This window comes from Azotobacter tropicalis (assembly GCF_059739045.1).
Window position 1 is genome coordinate 2,903,666 of the sequence record NZ_AP046059.1, and the last position, 18,281, is coordinate 2,921,946.

Genomic DNA, 18,281 nt, shown 5'->3' on the forward strand with positions numbered 1-18,281 from the left:
GACCATGAAGCGAATCACCCGTTTATCCAGCGCCGGGCGCAGCGCGGCCGATGCCCTGGCCGGTCACGCGGAACTGGCGGCTATCCTGCGCCGCCACCTGCCGCCGAGCACGGCGGCTCTGTTCGCCAAGCCCAGGCAGGCCGAAGGCGACGTCGTCGAATGGTATTCGGACCTCGGCGGCCAGCCGGTGCCCTTTGAGGAACTGGCGCTGCAGGAGGCGCGGCAGGTCCGCCAGCTGCTGGAGGAGCGTCTGGCCTCCATCACGGAACTGGCCGGGCGTCTCGAAGGACAGGGCGAGGAGGGCCGTCGCCAGGCCGAACTGCTGCGCCAGGCCGCGCGCTATCCGGATACCGCCACCCTCTATGCGCTGAACGGCCAGCCGCTGGTGACCTTCTGGGGCGGCGGCGAGCCGCCCGCACCGCCACCTCCGCCGGCCGCCGCCGGTCTGCCGGGTCCGGCGCCGCTCGCCGCGGCCGGCGGCGCGGCGCCCCTGCTGGCCGCTGCCGCACCGCAGCGCCGCTGGTGGCCCTGGCTGCTCCTTCTGCTGCTGCTCCTGGCCCTGCTCGCCGGCCTCTGGTGGTGGCTGCTCGGCCGCGAAGAACCGCCGCTCGAGCCGATCGCCGCGACCGAGCCGCCGGCCGTTCAGGAGGAGCCCAAGCCGCCGGTCGAGGAGCCGAAGAAGCCCGAGGAGCCGCCCGCGCCGGAAGTCCCGCCGCCGGCCGAAGAGCCCGAGCCCGAGGAGCCGCCGGTCGAGGAAAAACCGGAGCCCGCGCCCGTGGTCCCGCCGGTACCCGTGGTGAAGCCCGAGCCCAAGGTCGAGGCGGTGGCGCCGCCCAAGCCCGAACCCAAGGTGGAGCCCAAGCCCGAGCCGAAGCCGGTACCCAAGCCGGAGCCGAAACCGGAGCCCAAGCCCGAGCCGAAGCCCGAGCCCAAGCCGGACCCGGTCGAGCTGGCGCACAAGCGCATCGTCGCCGCGGGCAGCAACTGCAACGCCCTGCAGCAGCTGCTCAGCCAGGACCCGCAGGTCAAGCAGAACCCGACGCTGCGCGCCGAGGTCGAGGCGAAGCTCAAGCAGCAGTGCCGCCAGCAACTGATCACCAACGCCAAGAACCTCTGCCCGGAGGAGCGGCCCAAGGAGTTGGCGCCGGAGCTGGCCATCGTCTTCGACGCCTCCGGCTCGATGGATATCAGCCTGCTGGCGAGCAAGCAGGAGATCGACCGGGCGGTGATGATGCAGGGCATGACCGACATCGCCGCGCGCGTGCTGCTGGGCGGCAATCCGGGGATCGACACCACCGGCCACCTGTACCGCGAGCCCAAGCGCATCACCGCGGCCAAGCAGGCGACCACCGCGGTGGTGCAGCGCCTGCCCAGCGACGTCAGCGCCGGCCTGGTGCTGATCGAGCGCTGCCCCAGCTCGCGCAGCATGGGCTTCTTCACCCCGGCCCAGCGCGGCGGCCTGCTGTCGCGGCTGAACTCCATCGAGCCGGTGGAGGGCACGCCGCTGGCCGACGGCGTCGCCAAGGCCGGACAGATGCTCGACGGCGTCAACCGCGAGTCGGTGATGGTGGTGGTCTCCGACGGCGAGGAGAGCTGCCACCAGGACCCCTGCGCGGTGGCCCGCGACCTGGCGCGGCGCAAGCCGCACCTGAAGATCAACGTGGTCGACATCGCCGGCACCGGCGCCGGCAACTGCCTGGCCCAGGCCACCGGCGGCCGGGTTTTCAACGCCCGCAATGCCGGCGAACTGGCCGCGATGACTCGCCAGGCCGCCCAGGACGTGCTGCCGCCGGCGCACTGCCGGCCGTGACCGCTGTCTGAGCCGCGAGCGCCGCGCTTTGCGCGGTGTTCGCGGCTTTGCGCCCGGGTGCCTTGAAAGCGCCGGCCGCACTGGGCACAGTCGGAGCCCGGCCGCACTTGCCCGTGCGCCGGGTTTCGCCGAGGCTTCATTCACTCCGTCCATGTCAGGATCCTTTCCATGTCCCTCGATATCGTCATCCTCGCCGCCGGCCAGGGCACGCGCATGCGTTCCGCCCTGCCGAAAGTCCTGCACCCGGTCGCCGGCAACTCGATGCTCGGCCATGTCGTCGCCACGGCCCGCCAGCTGGCGCCGCAGGGTATCCACGTGGTGATCGGGCACGGCGCCGAGCTGGTGCGCGAGCGGCTGGCGGCGGACGATCTGAACTTCGTCCTGCAGGCCGAGCAGTTGGGCACCGGGCACGCCGTGGCCCAGGCGCTGCCGGCGCTGTCCGCCGAGCGGGTGCTGATTCTCTACGGCGACGTGCCGCTGATCGAGGCGGACACCCTACAGCGCCTGCTGGCGCAGGTCGGCCCCGAGCGCTTGGCCCTGCTCACCGTGGACCTGGTCGACCCCACCGGCTACGGGCGGATCGTCCGCGATGAGGCCGGGCAGGTCGTCGCCATCGTCGAGCACAAGGACGCCAGCCCCGAGCAGCGCGCCATCTGCGAAGGCAACACCGGCATCCTCGCGGTGCCCGGCGCGCGCCTGGCCGACTGGCTGGGGCGGCTGTCCAACGACAACGCCCAGGGCGAGTACTACCTCACCGACGTGATCGCCATGGCGGTGGCCGACGGCCTGACGATCGCCACCGAGCAGCCGCAGGACGCCATGGAGGTGCAGGGCGCCAACGACCGCATCCAGCTCGCCCAGCTGGAGCGCCACTACCAGCTGCGCGCCGCGCGCCGGCTGATGGCCCAGGGCGTGACCCTGCGCGACCCGGCGCGTTTCGATCTGCGCGGCGAGGTCAGCGTCGGCCGCGACGTGCTGATCGATGTCAACGTGATCCTCGAGGGCCGGGTGACGATCGAGGACGGCGTGGAGATCGGCCCGAACTGCACGATCAAGGACAGCACCCTGCGCCGCGGCGCCCAGGTCAAGGCCAACAGCCACCTGGAGGGCGCCGAGCTGGGCGAGGGCGCCGACTGCGGCCCCTTCGCCCGCCTGCGCCCAGGCGCGGTGCTGAAGGCCAAGGCCCACGTCGGCAACTTCGTCGAGCTGAAGAACGCCGTGCTGGGCGAGGGCGCCAAGGCCGGGCACCTGTCCTACCTGGGCGATGCCGAGATCGGCGCGCGCAGCAACATCGGCGCCGGCACCATCACCTGCAACTACGACGGCGCCAACAAGTTCAGGACGGTGATGGGCGAGGACGTGTTCATCGGCTCGAACAGCGCCCTGGTCGCGCCGGTCACCCTGGGCGACGGCGCCACCACCGGCGCCGGCTCGGTGATCACCGAGGACGTGCCGGCCGGCAACCTGGCCCTCGGCCGCGGTCGCCAGCGCAACATCGAAGGCTGGAAGCGCCCGGAAAAGATCAAGAAGTAAGGTTCCCGTCCCCCTGCCGTGCGGGTCCTCGCGCGCCGGTGCGCGAACCCGCGATGGTCCCGCCGCTCTCATTTCCCCTGCCGCACGCCGTTCCGCTTGGCGGTTTCCGCTTGACCTGCAGGCGCTGGCGGGCTTTCATTCGATCACTTGTTATTTCGAATCGAAACTTATAGATGTCGAAACGAAACACTCCGCAACGCCGCCACGCCATCCTCGCCCTGCTCGGCGAACGGGGCGAGGTCAGCGTCGACGACCTGTCCCGGCGTTTCGAGACCTCGGAGGTGACCATCCGCAAGGACCTCGCCGCCCTGGAGAAGAACGGCCTCTTGCTGCGCCGCTACGGCGGCGCGGTGCCGCTGCCGCAGGAGCTGGCCGGGGAGCGGCCGCTGTCCGCCTGCAAGCAGGCGATCGCCCGGGCCGCCGCGGCGCGGATTCGCGAGCACGCGCGGATCGTCGTCGACAGCGGCAGCACCACGGCGGCGCTGATTCCCGAGCTGGCCCACAAGCGCGGCCTGGTGGTGATGACCAATTCCCTCGACGTGGCCAACGCCCTGCGCGAGCTGGAGAACGAGCCGGTGCTGCTGATGACCGGCGGCACCTGGGACCCGCATTCGGAGTCCTTCCAGGGCCAGGTCGCCGAGCAGGTGCTGCGCTCCTACGACTTCGACCAGCTGTTCGTCGGCGCCGACGGCATCGACCTGGCGCGCGGCACCACCACCTTCAACGAACTGCTCGGCCTGTCCAGGGTCATGGCCGAGGTCGCCCGGGAAGTCGTCGTCATGCTCGAGTCCGACAAGGTCGGCCGGCGGATGCCCAACCTGGAGCTGCCCTGGCGCAGCATCCACACCCTGATCACCGACGAGCGCCTCCCGTCCGAGGCGCGCGAACAGATTGCGGCGCATGGCGTGGAGCTGGTCTGCGTCGCCGTACCCGCCTGAAGGAGAACCGACCATGTGCGGAATCGTTGGCGCCATCGCCGAACGCAACATCACCCCCATCCTGCTGGAAGGCCTCAAGCGCCTGGAGTACCGGGGCTACGACAGCGCCGGTGTGGCGGTGATCGACGGTGCGGGCAAGCTCGCCCGCTGCCGGCGTTCGGGCAAGATCGCCGGGCTGGAGCAGGCCCTGCAGGACGAGCCGCTGACCGGCCGCCTGGGCATCGCCCACACCCGCTGGGCTACCCACGGCGCGCCGCTGGAGCGCAACGCCCACCCGCACTGTTCCGCCGACGAGGTGGCGGTGGTGCACAACGGCATCATCGAGAACTACCTGCAGCTGCGCGAGCGCCTGCAGGGCCTCGGCTACCGCTTCGAGTCGGATACCGACACCGAGGTCATCGTCCATCTGCTGCACCACAAGCTGCAGGAAACCGCCGACCTCACCGCCGCGCTCAAGGCCGTCATTCCCGAGCTGCACGGCGCCTACGGCCTGGCGGTGGTCGGCGCCGGCCAGCCGGACCGCCTGCTCGCCGCGCGCAGCGGCAGCCCGCTGGTGATCGGCCTCGGCCACGGCGAGAACTTCCTCGCCTCCGACCAGCTCGCCCTGCGCCAGGTGACCGACCGCTTCGTCTATCTGGAGGAGGGCGACGTCGCCGAGATCCGCCGCGACGGCGTGCGGATCTGGGACGTGCACGGCAATCCCGTGCAGCGCGAGGCGGTGCAGTACCGCGACGGCGCCGAGGCCGCCGACAAGGGCGAGTTCCGCCACTTCATGCTCAAGGAGATCCATGAGCAGCCGACCGTGGTGCGCCGCACCCTGGAGAACCGCCTGGCGGCCAGCCACGTGCTGGTCGAGGCCTTCGGCCCGCAGGCCGCCGAGCTGTTCGGCCGGGTGAGGAACGTGCAGATCGTCGCCTGCGGCACCAGCTTCCATGCCGGCATGGTCGCCCGCTACTGGCTGGAGGGACTGGCCGGGATTCCCTGCCAGGTCGAGGTGGCCAGCGAGTTCCGCTACCGCAAGGTGGTGGTGCAGCCGGACAGCCTGTTCGTCACCATCTCCCAGTCCGGCGAGACCGCCGACACCCTGGCCGCCCTGCGCACGGCGAAAGAGCTCGGCTATCTGGCCAGCCTGGCGATCTGCAACGTCGGCACCAGCTCGCTGGTGCGCGAGTCCGACCTCTGCCTGCTGACCCAGGCCGGCCCGGAGATCGGCGTCGCCTCGACCAAGGCCTTCACCACCCAGCTGGTCGCCCTGCTGCTCCTGACCCTGGCCCTCGGCCAGGCGCGCAGCAGCCTCGCCGCCGGGCTCGAGGCCGAGCTGGTCGAGGAGCTGCGCCGCCTGCCGGCGCGCCTCGACGAGGCGCTGGCGATGGACGCCACCATCCAGCAGATCGCCGAATTCTTCGCCGACAAGAACAACTGCCTGTTCCTCGGCCGCGGCGCCCAGTATCCGGTGGCGATGGAGGGCGCGCTCAAGCTCAAGGAGATCTCCTACATCCACGCCGAGGCCTACCCGGCCGGCGAGCTCAAGCACGGCCCGCTGGCGCTGGTCGACGCGAGCATGCCGGTGGTCACCGTGGCGCCGAACAACGAGCTGCTGGAGAAGCTCAAGTCCAACCTGCAGGAAGTCCGCGCCCGCGGCGGCGAGCTGATCGTCTTCGCCGACGGCGAGGCCGGCATCCACAACGGCGAGGGCACCCGCCTGGTGAAGATGCCGCACATCCACCACCAACTGGCGCCGATCCTCTACACCCTGCCGCTGCAGCTGCTCTCCTATCACGTCGCGGTGCTCAAGGGCACCGACGTCGACCAGCCGCGCAACCTGGCCAAGAGCGTGACGGTGGAATAAGCGCCGCGCTCATCGGCAACCGGGGGTGAGTGTTCGCATGGCCGGCGCATTCGAGGAGCTCGGCCGGGCCCACCCCGGCTGCCGGAGGATGCTTACTACAGTGATTCAACGGGCTGCCTGATGGCATTCATGGCGTTTGCGGGGCTGTTCCTCTCCGCTTTCGGCGCAGCGACCCTGCTGCCTCTCCAATCCGAAGCGGTGCTGGTCGGCCTGCTCGTTCAGGCCGAGTACCCGGTTGCCGCCCTGCTGGTCGCCGCGACCTTGGGAAATGTGCTCGGATCGGCCGTCAACTGGTGGCTGGGCACCTGCATCGATCGCTGGCGCCAGCGACGCTGGTTTCCCGTGAGTTCCGCACAGCTGGCCAAGGCTCAGGCGGGCTATCACCGCTATGGGCGCTGGTCCCTGCTGCTGAGCTGGGTGCCTGTCATCGGTGATCCACTGACGCTGATGGCGGGGTCATGAAGGAGCCGTTCTGGAGCTTTCTCGCCATCGTTACTGTGGCCAAGGCCGGCCGCTACCTGGCCCTGGCAGGAATGACGCTCGGTGGGTTGCAGTGGTTATGAGGCGTGCAAGGCGGGCTCTAAGCCGTAGCCGTGCGGGTATCGGCCGCCACCGGCTCGGCTGACGGCGGCGTCCGGGCGAGGAAACGCTTGCGCGCCTCGGCGCGCGAGGGCTTGCCCGACGAGGTGCGCGGCAGGGAGTGCGGCGGGACCGGCTCCACCTGGGCGACGAAGCCGAACTCGCTGTTGATCAGCCCGCTCAGGGTGCGGACCAGCTGCTCGCGCTTCTGCGCATCGGTGAGCCGGCACTGCACCTGCACCACGACGCGGGGCTCGGGGTCCGCCGGCACCAGGAAGGCGATCACGTCGCCGGGCCGCATGTCGGGCTGCGACTCGACTAGGGCCTCGATGTCCTGGGGCCAGATGTTGCGTCCGCGGACGATGAGCAGATCCTTCTGCCGCCCGGTGATGAACAGCTCGCCGCCATGCAGGTAGCCGAGGTCGCCGGTATCCAGCCAGCCGTCCTCCAGCACGGCCTGGGTCGACTCCTCGTCGCGGAAATAGCCCGACATCAGGCTGGGCCCCTGCACCATCACCCGGCCGATCTGGCGCTCGGCCAGCGGCCGTCCGGTCGCGTCGCGGATTTCCAGCCGATGGCCGGGCAGGGCGGCGCCGCAATTGACGAAGGTGCAGGCCTTGCCGTCCTCGCCGTCGAAGGGCACGGCCTTCGACTGGTGCTCCAGGGCCTGGCGCTCGACCCGGTCGACCTGCAGGCCGACGCCGCGGCGGGCGAAGCTGACGCTCAGGGTGCATTCCGCCAGGCCGTAACCGGGCACGAAGGCCTTGGGATCGAAGCCCGCCGGCGCGAACTGCTCGGCGAAACGCTGCAGCACCTCGGCACGGATCGGTTCGGCGCCGGTTCCGGCGACACGCCAGCTGGAAAGGTCGAAGCGGGCGGCTTCGCCTTCCCGGGTGCGGCGCGAGCAGAGGTCGTAGCCGAAGGGCGGGGCGGAGGTGACGGTGCCGCGGTTTTGGCTGATCAGCTGCAGCCACTGCCGCGGCCGCATGGCGAAATCCTGGGTGCGCAGGTAGTCCACCGACAGCTGCGAGGCCATCGGGCTGAGGACGAAGCCGACCAGCCCGAGGTCGTGATAGAACGGCAGCCAGGAGACGCAGCGGTCGCCCGGGCGCAGGCCGATGCCGTACCGGGCGATGACCTGCAGGTTGGCCATGGCCGCCCGCTGGGTGACGGCCACGCCGCGGGGAAAGCGGGTGCTGCCCGAGGTGTACTGCAGATAGGCGACCTCGTCCGGCTGCGAAGGCTCCAGTTCCACGGACGGAACTGCGTGGCTCCTGAGCTCCTGGAGCGTGCCGACGAAACGCGGACCGTACGGGGCGGCGGCTTCGCGGGCGAACGGCAGCCAGCCGGCAGGCGCCAGGACGGCACTCGGCGCGCAACTGTCCAGCAGGCCCCCGAGCTTCTCCACATAGGCGGCATGGCTGCCCATGCCAGACGGGATGGGCAGGGGCACCGCGATGAAACCGGCATACTGGCAGGCGTAGAACGCCTCCACGAAGTCCGGATCGGTGTCGGCGATCAAGGCGACCCGGTCGCCCCGCTGCAGACCCAGCCCGTGCAGGCGCCGGGCGGTGGCCAGCGCCTCTCGTCGCAGGGTGGCGTACTGGACGACGGCCGTCAGCCGGCAGCGGCCGTCGTAGAAGTTCAGGCCGGTATGCCCGAGCGCGGCGTAATCGAGGGCTGCCGCCAGGGTCGGAAAATCGGCCAGACGCTGGGGCAGGGCGTGCTGGGAAAGCGTCGCGGACATATAGAGATCGGCCATTCGTTCGGTTCCTGGTGTGCTGTCTCGGAAATGACTTTTCGCGGTCCGTGCGCTCATGGCTTCCCGGCCGCCGTGTTGCGTGCGGGGCCGGAAAGTCGTGGCTCGCGGATCGAACCGAAGCTGGCCTCGCGAAGGCGGGTGGCCGCTTCGCGCAAGGAGGGTTCCAGCCTTGTCCGTCCAGGAACTGGGCGTCGCTGCGAAGTGCAAATAAAACCCTTGATGAAGCATCAAGCGTGCCCGGCGCGTGCCGTGTCGGCTGGTCGCAGCCGATTCCGGGGCCGACCCATATCGCCAGCTAGAGCTGCTGCATGCCCCTCGTAGCGAGACGCCGTAAAGCTTATTAACAAAGATTTCGTCAAAAAATCGTCAACGCGACTTGAAAAAACAGCGAGGCAAGCGCAGCGCATGGTGGCCGTGCCGGGCCGTCGCGCTTGCATAGGCAGGCTCTGCACGGCATTGGCGAGGCGGTTCGGTGACGCCCGAGCCGGCCGCCGGATTCGCCGGGCCGGTGGTTGGTCGACGAGAATCATCGAGACAACCGGGGGTATCGCCGCTTATCGGGGCTCTTGCCGACATCCGGCACGGAGCGCATCCGCCATGGCGCTGCCGTTGCCGAAAGCGCTTTTCGCCGTCGCCGGGACCTCGACCGGAAACCGAACGCCCGCGCTGCCGCGCGTGCGTATCGATGGTCGTATTGTTGGAGCCCTGTCGTTCGGGAGCGGAACCGTCGCGCACCTTGCCGGATGCCGCACAGCCGGCTCGCTGGCTGGACTATGCTCTATCGGCGCCCGGTTTTCTCAGTGGAAGCATTCGGCCCGACCTTCGCGCGTGTGGAGCGTCGCCAGACCGCCCGGACAGGACGCGCCGCGCAGCCACGAAAGGGATCCTTCATGCCGCCGACCCTCCCCGCCGACCGGCGATGCGCCGGAAACCGGCCCTAGGCGCCCGCCGCTCGCCCGACCCCGCCGACATGAGACTCTGGCGCATTTCCTCGCTGCCGCTCGCGGCCTGTGTCCTGGGCGGCTGCATCCGCCTGGGGCCGGACTTCCAGTCGCCCCGCGAAGCTTGGGTCGATCACTGGGACAGCGGGATGCTGGCCCAGGCCAGCGCCATGCGCGTGCAGCCGGACAACCGCCAGTGGTGGACGGGCCTCGGCGACCCGCTGCTCGACCGGCTGATCGCCCACGCCGACCAGCACAATCCGGACCTGCGCATCGCCGGCCTACGCATCCTGGAAGCCCGGGCGCGGCTCGGCATCGCCCTCAGCGGCCTCAGCCCCCAGCTGCGCCAGGTCACCGCCGAGGCGCTCTACCTCGACCGGAACCAGTACGGCGGCCGCTTTCCGCAGGACCGCCATGCCTGGCAGTACGACGCCGCCTTCAGCATCGGCTGGGAGCTCGACTTCTGGGCCGCTACAGCCGTGCCATCGAGTCCGCCGACGCCGCCTACTTCGCCGCCCAGGCCGACTATCAGAACGTCCTCGTGCTGCTGCGCGCCCAGGTCGCGCAAACCTATTTCGCCCTGCGCACCGCCGAGGCCCGCCTGCGCATCGCCCGGGAAAACACCGAGCGGCAGAAGCGCAGCTTCGAGATCACCGAGCGCCTGTTCCTGAGCGGCAACAGCGACGAGCTCGACCTGCAGCAGGCCAAGACCCAGTACCTCGGCACCCTGAGCACGGTGCCGGAGTTCGAGGCCCTGGTGCGGCAGACGCGCAATGCCCTCTCGGTACTGGTCGGCGAGCCGCCCGAGACGCTGCCGGAACTCACCCGGCAGACCGGACTGGTGCCCCTGCTCGACCGCGCCCTGCTCGACGACGTGCCCGCCAACCTGCTGCTGCGCCGCCCGGACGTGCGCGCCGCCGAACTGCAGGTGGCCGCGCAATCCGCCCAGGTCGGCCTCGCCGAAACCGACCTCTACCCGTCCCTGAGCCTGCTGGGCGGCATCGGCTGGTCGGCCAGCTCGCTGGACGGCAGCTCGGATAGCCGCGATCTCATCGGCGGCCCCAGCCTGCTGTGGAACGTCTTCGACAACGGCCGCATGCGCAACAACGTGCGCGTCCAGGATGCCCGCCTGCAGCAGCTGATCGAGGTCTACCGCGACCGGGTGCGCCAGGCCGCGCGCGAAGCCGACGACGCGGCCACCGGACTGGTCAAGGCGCTGGAGCGCGAGCGCATCCTGCGCGAGGCGTCGATCAGCGCCCAGCGCGCCCTGACCCTGGCCAGCGCGCAGTACCGCGAGGGATACACCGACTTCCAGCGCGTCCTGGATGCCCAGCGCGCCCTGCTGGCCCAGCAAGACAGCTACCTGGTCACCCGCAACGCCGCGATCAACAGCCTGATCGACCTCTACAAGGCCCTCGGCGGCGGCTGGTACAGCGAGCACCCGCCCATCGACGCGGCCAGCCGCGAACAGATGGCCGAACGCACCGACTGGGGCGACCTGCTGGACGAGGTCAGCCCCTCTTCCGACAAGGCGGACAGCCATGACTGAAGCCCCGCAGCCCCCCATCGAGACGCCCGCGCCGCCGCCCGCCGCCCCCGCGCCGGCCGATCCCAGCCGCCGTGGCGTACGCTGGACCCTCGTGCTGATCGTCCTCAGCCTGCTCTGGTATCTGTTCGCCGACCGCTACACCCCCTACACCCAGCAGGCCCGGGTGGAAGCGCTGGTGGTCGGGGTCGCGCCCGAAGTGGCCGGCCGTGTGATCCAGGTCGCGGTGCGCAACAACCAGCGCGTGGAAGCCGGACAACTGCTCTTCGAACTGGACGCGGAACCCTACCGGATCGCCGTCGAACGGGCGCGCGCCGAGCTGGAGAACGTGCGCCGGCAGGTCGGCGCCGGCACCGCCGGCATCGACGCCGCGCTGGCCGGGCTGCGCGCCGCGCAGGCCAACGAGGTCAAGGCCCGGCAGGACAGCGAGCGCCTGGAACGGCTCTACCGCGAGGACCCGGGCACCATCTCCATTCGCCGCCTGGAGGTCGCCCGGGCGACCCTGGAACAAGCCGTCAGCCAGGTCGCCGCCGCCCGCGCCGAGGTCCAGCGCGCCCGCGAGCAGGAAGGCGGCAGCGGCGCGGACAACGCCAAGCTGCGCAGCGCCGCCGGCGCCCTGGAGCAGGCCGAGCGCGACCTGGCCAATACCCGCGTGCGCGCCAGCTCCGCGGGCCTGATCACCGACCTGCGCGCCGAGGTCGGCCAGTACGCCGGCGCCGGCAAGGCGGTGCTGACCCTGATCGCCATCGACGACCTGTGGATCAGCGCCGAGATGACCGAGAACAACCTCGGTCATCTCGAACCCGGCACGCCGGTGGCGATCGTCCTCGACGCCCTGCCCGGAACCCTGTTCGAGGGCCGCGTGCGCAGCATCGGCTTCGGCATCGGCGTCGGCCAGGAAAATCCGCCCGGCAGCCTGCCGACGGTGCAGAATAGCCGCGACTGGCTGCGCGCCGCCCAGCGCTTCCCGGTGATCGTCGAGTTCGCGCCGGGCGAGCTGAGTGAGCGTCGGGCGCTGCGCGTCGGCGGCCAGGCCGAGGTGATGGCCTTCCCGCGCCGCGGCAATCCGCTCAACCCGCTCGGCCGCGCCTTCCTGCGCCTGATGAGCTGGCTGTCCTATGCCTACTGAAGCGCCCGTCCGCCGTATCGACCCGCGCCCGCGGCGCGCCCTGCGCCTGGCCTTCGGCACGGCCGCCTGCCTGGCCGCGAGCTTCGGCCTGGCCCTGCCGATTCCCTTCCTGCCGCCCGTGCTGACGCTGTTCCTGCTGGCCATGCGCAACCAGCCGCTGTCCCTCAAGGCCGGTCTGGCCCTGGCCGCGCTGGCCGCCGTCACCACCGGCGGCGGCCTGCTGCTGATCCCGCTGCTGCGCTACTACCCGGCCAGCGGCGTGCTGCTGGTCGCCTTGTGCCTGTTCCTCAGCTTTCGCCAGGCGCTGCGCGGCGGCAATCCCCTGGTGACGACCTTCCTGACCATCGGCCTGACCCTGGTCTCCGCCACCGGGGCCACGGACTTCGCCCTCGCCCTGACGGTCATCGAGGCGCTGGTCAAGGGCCTGCTGCTGAGCAGCCTCGCCGTGGTCCTCGGCCACTGGCTGTTTCCCGAGCCCGCCGGGGCCGGCGGGGCGCCCCCCGGCCATTGCCGGCCCCGGACGAGGCGGCCTGGATCGCCCTGCGCGCCACCCTGGTGGTGATCCCGGCCTTCCTGCTCGCGCTGATCGATCCGGCCAGCTACCTGCCGCTGGTGATGAAGGCGGTGAGCCTCGGCCAGCAGCTGTGCGCCACCCGCGCCCGCGACGCCGGCCGCGAGCTGCTCGGCTCGACCCTGCTCGGCGGCCTGCTGGCGGTGGGGTTCTGGTCGGCGCTGAGCCTGTTCCCGCACCTGTGGATGTTCTTCCTGTGGACGCTGCTGTTCGTCCTGCTGCTGGCGCGCCGCCTCTACCGCCTGGGCGCCACCCGGCAGACCCCGGGCTTCTGGCTGAACGGCGCCGTCACCCTGATCATCCTGCTCGGCCAGTCGGTGCAGGACAGCGCGGCCGGCAAGGACGTCTACACCGCCTTCGCGGTGCGCATGGGGCTGTTCGTCGCCGTCACCCTGTACGCCTGCGCGGCGGTCCGCCTGATCGACCGGCGGCAGCCGCGCCGGCCGCTCGCCAGCCCCTGAAAGGAGCCCGCCATGCTGCTCAACCTGTCGATCGGAATCGCCGCCATGCTGGTCTGCCTGCTGTTCCAGGCGATCTTCGTGGGCATCTGCGTGCGCCAGTACGTGCGCTTTCACCGGCGCCACGGGCTGCTGCTCGGGCCGCTGCAGGAGATCGCCCTGCTCGCCGTGGTGATGCTGCTGGCGATGTTCGGCAACTTCCTGCAGATGGCCGCCTGGGCCTGGGTGTTCGTGCTGGTCGGCGAGTTCGCCGATTTCGCCACCGCGCTGTACCACTCGGCGGTGAACTTCGCCACCCTGGGCTACGGCGACATCGTCATGTCCGAGCGCTGGCGGCTGCTCGGCGCGCTGGAGGCGGCCAACGGCATCCTCATGTTCGGCGTCTCCACGGCAATGATGACCGCGGTGCTGAGCCGGCTGATCCGGCCCGCCAGGCACGAACCGCCCGACGAGGCATGAGCCGCGGCGGAGCGGATGCCGGTGCCTGGACTATGCTCTAGCGGCGCCCGGTTTCCTCAGTGGAAGCATTCGGCCCGACTTTCCGCGTGTTGAAGAGTCGCCCAGACCGCTCGGACAGGACGCGCCGTGCAGCCACAAAAGGGACTTTTCCATGTCGCCCAAACTTTCTTCCGACCTACAGTTCTCCAGAAACCTGCTCGATGTACTGATCCGTGCCGGCCTGGTCGCCGTGCTGACCATCTACTGCTACCTGGTCTTCCGGCCCTTTCTCGAGCTGATGCTCTGGTCGATGATCCTCGCCGTCATGCTCTATCCGCTGCAGCGCCGGCTCGCCGCCCGCCTGGGCCACCACGAAGGCCGGACGGCCACCCTTATCGTGGTGGTCGGCCTGCTGATCCTGATGGTGCCGATCTACCTGCTCGGCACCTCGCTCGTCGACTCGGCGCAACAGGTGATGGAAACCGTCAGGAGCGGCTCCCTGCACATTCCGCCGCCGTCCGAGTCGGTGGCCAGCTGGCCGGTGATCGGCCAGCCCGTGCACGACTTCTGGCAGCAGGCGGCTTCCGACCTGTCCGGTTCGATAGAGAAGTACAGGCCGCAGCTCCGCGAGCTGCTGCTCGGCCTGCTGGGCAAGATCGCCGGCATCGGCACCGGCTTTCTGCTCTTCATCGCCGCGCTGATCATCGCCGGCATCATCATGGCGTTCGGCGAGCTCGGCCATCGCAGCGCCCATCGCATCGCCGTGCGGATCGTCGGCCCGGAACGGGGCGAGCCGCTCGTCGAGCTGTGCACCGCTACCATCCGCACCGTGGCCCAGGGGGTGCTCGGCATTGCCTTCATCCAGATGCTGCTGGTCGGCGTCGGCTTCGTGCTCATGGGCGTGCCGGGCGCCGGTCTGCTCGCCCTGGCGGTCCTGTTGCTCGGCATCATCCAGGTGCCAGCGACCCTGATCACCGTGCCGGTGATCGTCTATGTCTTCTCCAGCGAAGGCGCCAGCCTGACCACCATCGTGTTCGCCGTCTACAGCATCCTCGCCGGCCTGGTGGACAACGTGCTCAAACCGCTGCTGCTCGGCCGCGGCGTGGACGTGCCGATGCCGGTGGTGCTGATCGGCGCGCTCGGCGGCATGGTGGCCAGCGGCATCCTCGGCCTGTTCATCGGGCCGATCGTCCTGGCCGTGGGCTACCGCCTGTTCTGGCAGTGGGTGGACAGCCAGCCTGCCGAGGTCGAAGTCGGCGGGCCGGGCGCCCCTTCCCTTTGATGGCGGCTCCCGTTCAGGGGGAAGGGCCCGGGCGGGCCGCCGGCAGGGCACGGGCGATGTCCCGGCTCAGTGCCGCCAGGGCCCGGTCGTGGGCCGCCACCAGGGCTTCGGTGTCGCCACCCCTGGCCGGCTCGGCGATCGTCGAACGGCCGGCCTTGACCAGCACGCCCTTGGTGCTGCGGATCGTCCACAGGGCATCGAGGCTGGCCGCGGCGCCGGGCGCCGATTCGAAGCGCTGCACGTCCACCGCCACCCGGTAGTCGGGATCGGCCACGGCGCTCTGCGGATAGGCGGCCACCCGGGCGCCACCCAGCAGCTGTGCCAGATTGGCGGCGACGACCTGGCCGATGCCGCTCGGCAGCGGGGCGGCCCAGCGCGCCTGCTCGGCGATCTCCACCCGGTTGGCGGCGCGCCGCAGGACCAGCTGCGGCCGGTCCACCTCCTCGGGCACGCTGACCGGGCCCACGCTCACCGTATAGGCCCGCGTGGCCGTCGACGGCTCGGCCACGGCGCTGAGGGTATAGAAGCGCTCCTCGGGAGCGCTGGCGCAGCCGCCGAGGGCTGCCAGGGCACCGGCCAGGAACAGGACATGGGGTTTCATCGCTCGACCTCCTTCTTGCCCCAGAGCAGCGCCTCGGGATGCCGCTCGAGATAGTCGGACAGGGCGCGCAGGGATTTGGCGGTGCGCCCCAGCTCGCGGATCGCCTCGCGGGTGTCCTGCTGCAGAGGGTCGTCGGCGGCCATCATGCCCTGGGCGGTGTCCACGGCCTTGCGCGCCTCGCCCAGGGTGGCCACCAGCTCCGGAGCCACCTGGGTGTCCAGGCGGTGCAGCAGGCGGCTGGTGGTCTGCAGGGTCTGGCGCAGGTCGGCGCCGATCTGTTCCAGCGGCAGCTTTTCCAGCCGGCCGGCGACGCGCTGCAGGGACGCCTGCAGTTCGCCCAGACTGCCCACCGTGGTGGGCAGCTGCGGCGGATCGCTGCTCCAGTCGATCCGGGCGGTGGTCGCCTGGGGAAAGAAGTCGAGGCTGATGTAGAGCTGGCCGGTGAGCAGGTTGCCGGAGCGCAACTGGGCGCGCAGGCCCTTGGCGACCAGCTCTTCGAGAAAGCGCTTGCGCTCCTCGTCGGAAAGCCGGGGCTGCTCCTTTTCCCGGGAGCGCAGGCGCAGCCGCTCCGGATAGAGGCTGACCTCGACCGGCATGACGATGCGCCGGCTGCCCGGCTCCAGCTCCACGTGGATGGCCGACACCTCGCCGAGGGCGATGCCGCGGAAGTCCACCGGCGCGCCGACTTCCAGGCCGCGCAGGGACTCGTCGAAGAGCAGGACCATCTTCAGCACGTCGCGCTCGGGATTGCGCAGGGCCTGGGTACGGCTGGCGAACAGCTCGAAGCGCGTGTCGGGCGCGGCGGCTGGCAAGGCGATGGATTCCTCCGGCGTCTCGAAGGCCACCCCGCCCAAGAGGAGCGAGGCCAGCGACTGGGTGTCCACCTCGATGCCGCCGGCGCCGAGCCGGATGTCTACCCCACTGGCGTTCCAGAAACGGCTGTTGTCGGTGACGAAGCGGTCGTAGGGCGCGTTGACGAAGATCTGCAGGCTCACCCCCCGGCCGTTCTCGTCGAGCTGGTAGCCGACCACCTGGCCGACCTGCAGGCGCCGGAAGAACACCGGCGACCCCATCGCCAGGGAGCCCAGGTCGGTGCTGCGCAGGACGAATTCCCGGCCGGGCGTGTCGAGCTGGACGATCGGCGGCACCTCCAGGGCGGTGAAGGTCTGCTGCGCGCTGTCCGACTTGCCCACGCCGACCCCGATGTACGAGCCGGACAGCACGGTGCCGAGCCCCGAGACGCTGCCGCCGGAGATGCGCGGCTTGACCAGCCAGAAGCGGGTGTCCTCGACCAGATGGGGCTGGAAGTCCTTGACCAGCTCCGCGGTGGCCACCACCTGCTTGAGGTCCTGGGACAGGGTCACGGCGGTGACCAGGCCGATGTCCACGTCCTTGTACTTGACCTTGGTCTTGCCCGCCTCCAGGCCTTCGGCGTTCTTGAAGACGATGTCGATGACCGGGCCCTGCTCGAGGATCGACTTCACCGCCAGCCAGCCGCCGATGAGGGCCGCCACCAGCGGCACCAGCCAGACCAGTTGCGGCTTCCAGCGCGAGCGGGGCACCGTTTCGGCTTCCGGCAGCGCGGCGAGGTCGGGGGCGGGCGCGTCAGGCATCGTCTTTCTCCAAGGAATCCCAGATCAGGCGCGGATCGAAGCTCATCGCCGCGAACATGGTCAGCACCACCACGGCGCCGAAGGCCAGCGCGCCGCTGCCGGGGCGGATGGTCGCCAGGGCCTCGAGCTGCACCAGGGCCACCAGCAGGGTCACCACGTAGACGTCGAGCATCGACCAGCGCCCGACCAGCTCCACCAGGCGGTAGAGGCGGGTGCGCTGCACCGGCTGCCAGCGGGCATGCAGCTGCACCGACAGCACCAGGACGATCAGGGCGAAGAGCTTGGCCATCGGCACCAGGATGCTGGCGATGAACACCACCAGGGCCAGGTGCCAGGAGCCGGACACCCACAGGTACACCACGCCGCTCATGATGGTGTCGTTCTGGGCGCCGAACAGGGAGCTGGTCTCCATGATCGGCAGCAGGTTGGCCGGGATGTAGAGGATCGCCGCGGCGACGATGAAGGCCCAGGTGCGGGCGATGCTGTCCGGCTTGCGCGTGTGCAGGGGCGTGCCGCAGCGCGGGCAGCGGGCGGCATGGCTCGCGCCTGCGCGGCTCAGCAGGCCGCAGCCATGGCAGGTCGCCAGGTGCCAGCGGGCGGCGCTAGCCGCGCCCTTCATCGCGCCGCTTCCAGCCGCGCCCAGAGGTCGCGGGTGTCGAAGGCGGCGGTCGCCGCGGCCATCAGCAGCATCACCCCGCCGAACGACCAGAGGGCGATCCCCGGCACCACGGCGGCGAGGTGGGCGAGCTTGACCAGCGAGACCAGGATGCCGAGCACGAACACCTCCAGCATGCCCCAGGGCTGGACCAGGGTCATGCCGCGGAACACCCACCGGGCCAGGGGCGGGCGGCGTCCGAGGCAGGCCGGCAGCAGCAGGTAGGTCATGGCCAGCATCTGCGCCAGGGGTGCGGCGAAGGTGGTGACCAGCACCAGTCCGGCGACCAGGCGCATGTCGTTGGCGTACATGACCTGCGCCGCGCCGAGCAGGCTGGTCTGGATGTAGTCGCCGCTGAGCTTGAGGCCGACGATGGGAAACAGGTTGGCGATCAGGAAGAGGAGGAGGGCACCAAGGGTGAAGGCCAGGGCGCGCTCGCTGCTCCGCGGGTGGCGGCGCAGCAGGGTCGCTCCGCAGCGCCGGCAGCGGACCACGCCGCCTCCGGGCAGGCGCGGCTCGCGCTGCAGCAGGTCGCAGTCGTGGCAGGCGAGCAGCGGTCGTTCGGCCACGCCCATC

12 protein-coding genes and 3 pseudogenes are annotated in these 18,281 nt (G+C 70.5%); 10 read left to right on the plus strand and 5 right to left on the minus strand.

The genetic code is table 11. The features are described from left to right. The first annotated feature begins 4 nt into the window (after positions 1-4). From Atro_RS13840 to Atro_RS13860, 5 genes and pseudogenes are all read left to right on the plus strand, one after another. On the plus strand, positions 5-1,810 hold the full coding sequence (locus Atro_RS13840; protein ID WP_497923140.1) for a VWA domain-containing protein: 1,806 nt from the start codon (positions 5-7) through the stop codon (positions 1,808-1,810). 168 nt (positions 1,811-1,978) lie between these two features. Next, on the plus strand, positions 1,979-3,343 hold the full coding sequence (gene glmU / locus Atro_RS13845) for a bifunctional UDP-N-acetylglucosamine diphosphorylase/glucosamine-1-phosphate N-acetyltransferase GlmU (RefSeq protein WP_497923142.1): 1,365 nt from the start codon (positions 1,979-1,981) through the stop codon (positions 3,341-3,343). A gap of 173 nt (positions 3,344-3,516) precedes the next feature. Next, a complete protein-coding gene (locus tag Atro_RS13850; protein ID WP_497923144.1) occupies positions 3,517-4,281 on the plus strand; it encodes a DeoR/GlpR family DNA-binding transcription regulator in 765 nt (254 codons plus the stop codon). 13 nt (positions 4,282-4,294) lie between these two features. Continuing rightward, positions 4,295-6,130, plus strand: coding sequence for a glutamine--fructose-6-phosphate transaminase (isomerizing) (glmS, locus tag Atro_RS13855; RefSeq protein ID WP_497923145.1), 1,836 nt, complete (start codon positions 4,295-4,297; stop codon positions 6,128-6,130). Between the two features lie 120 nt (positions 6,131-6,250). Continuing rightward, a pseudogene (locus Atro_RS13860) lies at positions 6,251-6,693 on the plus strand (YqaA family protein). 17 nt (positions 6,694-6,710) lie between these two features. Here the strand turns inward: Atro_RS13860 and Atro_RS13865 are convergent. Continuing rightward, complete coding sequence (locus Atro_RS13865) at positions 6,711-8,471, minus strand: fatty acyl-AMP ligase (protein WP_497923147.1); 1,761 nt, start codon at positions 8,469-8,471, stop codon at positions 6,711-6,713. A 970-nt stretch (positions 8,472-9,441) separates the two neighbouring features. Here Atro_RS13865 and Atro_RS13870 point away from each other — a divergent pair. The 5 genes and pseudogenes from Atro_RS13870 (at position 9,442) to Atro_RS13890 (ending at position 14,836) form a co-directional block, all read left to right on the plus strand. Then, positions 9,442-10,961: pseudogene (locus tag Atro_RS13870) on the plus strand (TolC family protein). Further along, on the plus strand, positions 10,954-12,087 hold the full coding sequence (locus Atro_RS13875) for an HlyD family secretion protein (protein WP_497923148.1): 1,134 nt from the start codon (positions 10,954-10,956) through the stop codon (positions 12,085-12,087). The pseudogene Atro_RS13870 and the gene Atro_RS13875 overlap by 8 nt, the downstream one beginning before the upstream one ends. Continuing rightward, positions 12,077-13,119: pseudogene (locus Atro_RS13880) on the plus strand (DUF2955 domain-containing protein). The gene Atro_RS13875 and the pseudogene Atro_RS13880 overlap by 11 nt, the downstream one beginning before the upstream one ends. 12 nt (positions 13,120-13,131) lie before the next feature. Continuing rightward, the gene (locus Atro_RS13885; protein ID WP_497923150.1) at positions 13,132-13,575 is read left to right on the plus strand and encodes an ion channel; all 444 of its coding nucleotides are present in this window, start codon (positions 13,132-13,134) and stop codon (positions 13,573-13,575) included. A 151-nt stretch (positions 13,576-13,726) separates the two neighbouring features. After that, on the plus strand, positions 13,727-14,836 hold the full coding sequence (locus tag Atro_RS13890; protein WP_497923151.1) for an AI-2E family transporter: 1,110 nt from the start codon (positions 13,727-13,729) through the stop codon (positions 14,834-14,836). 13 nt (positions 14,837-14,849) lie between these two features. Here the strand turns inward: Atro_RS13890 and Atro_RS13895 are convergent, their stop codons facing one another. Genes Atro_RS13895 through Atro_RS13910 form a run of 4 tightly spaced genes read right to left on the minus strand, consistent with a single transcriptional unit; the run spans position 14,850 to position 18,280 of the window. After that, positions 14,850-15,437: a PqiC family protein gene (locus tag Atro_RS13895; protein ID WP_497923153.1), complete on the minus strand. Its 588-nt coding sequence runs from the start codon at positions 15,435-15,437 to the stop codon at positions 14,850-14,852. Further along, the gene (locus tag Atro_RS13900) at positions 15,434-17,050 is read right to left on the minus strand and encodes a PqiB family protein (RefSeq protein ID WP_497923155.1); all 1,617 of its coding nucleotides are present in this window, start codon (positions 17,048-17,050) and stop codon (positions 15,434-15,436) included. The genes Atro_RS13895 and Atro_RS13900 overlap by 4 nt, the downstream gene beginning before the upstream one ends. Beyond that, on the minus strand, positions 17,043-17,669 hold the full coding sequence (locus tag Atro_RS13905) for a paraquat-inducible protein A (RefSeq protein ID WP_497923156.1): 627 nt from the start codon (positions 17,667-17,669) through the stop codon (positions 17,043-17,045). Before Atro_RS13905 ends, Atro_RS13900 begins: the two co-directional genes overlap by 8 nt. Beyond that, positions 17,666-18,280 carry a paraquat-inducible protein A gene (locus tag Atro_RS13910; RefSeq protein WP_497923158.1) on the minus strand — a complete coding sequence of 205 codons (615 nt, stop codon included), beginning with the start codon at positions 18,278-18,280 and terminating at the stop codon, positions 17,666-17,668. The genes Atro_RS13905 and Atro_RS13910 overlap by 4 nt, the downstream gene beginning before the upstream one ends. Between the last annotated feature and the right edge of the window lies 1 nt (position 18,281).

Bases quoted from the DNA above. Each gene is read 5' to 3' on its own strand.
- Atro_RS13885 (WP_497923150.1), top strand. From the start codon at position 13,132: ATGCTGCTCAACCTGTCGATCGGAATCGCCGCCATGCTGGTCTGCCTG.
- glmS (WP_497923145.1), top strand. From the start codon at position 4,295: ATGTGCGGAATCGTTGGCGCCATCGCCGAACGCAACATCACCCCCATC.
- Atro_RS13875 (WP_497923148.1), top strand. From the start codon at position 10,954: ATGACTGAAGCCCCGCAGCCCCCCATCGAGACGCCCGCGCCGCCGCCC.
- Atro_RS13895 (WP_497923153.1), bottom strand. From the start codon at position 15,437: ATGAAACCCCATGTCCTGTTCCTGGCCGGTGCCCTGGCAGCCCTCGGC.
- Atro_RS13840 (WP_497923140.1), top strand. From the start codon at position 5: ATGAAGCGAATCACCCGTTTATCCAGCGCCGGGCGCAGCGCGGCCGAT.
- Atro_RS13905 (WP_497923156.1), bottom strand. From the start codon at position 17,669: ATGAAGGGCGCGGCTAGCGCCGCCCGCTGGCACCTGGCGACCTGCCAT.
- glmU (WP_497923142.1), top strand. From the start codon at position 1,979: ATGTCCCTCGATATCGTCATCCTCGCCGCCGGCCAGGGCACGCGCATG.
- Atro_RS13865 (WP_497923147.1), bottom strand. From the start codon at position 8,471: ATGGCCGATCTCTATATGTCCGCGACGCTTTCCCAGCACGCCCTGCCC.
- Atro_RS13910 (WP_497923158.1), bottom strand. From the start codon at position 18,280: ATGGGCGTGGCCGAACGACCGCTGCTCGCCTGCCACGACTGCGACCTG.
- Atro_RS13890 (WP_497923151.1), top strand. From the start codon at position 13,727: ATGTCGCCCAAACTTTCTTCCGACCTACAGTTCTCCAGAAACCTGCTC.
- Atro_RS13900 (WP_497923155.1), bottom strand. From the start codon at position 17,050: ATGCCTGACGCGCCCGCCCCCGACCTCGCCGCGCTGCCGGAAGCCGAA.
- Atro_RS13850 (WP_497923144.1), top strand. From the start codon at position 3,517: ATGTCGAAACGAAACACTCCGCAACGCCGCCACGCCATCCTCGCCCTG.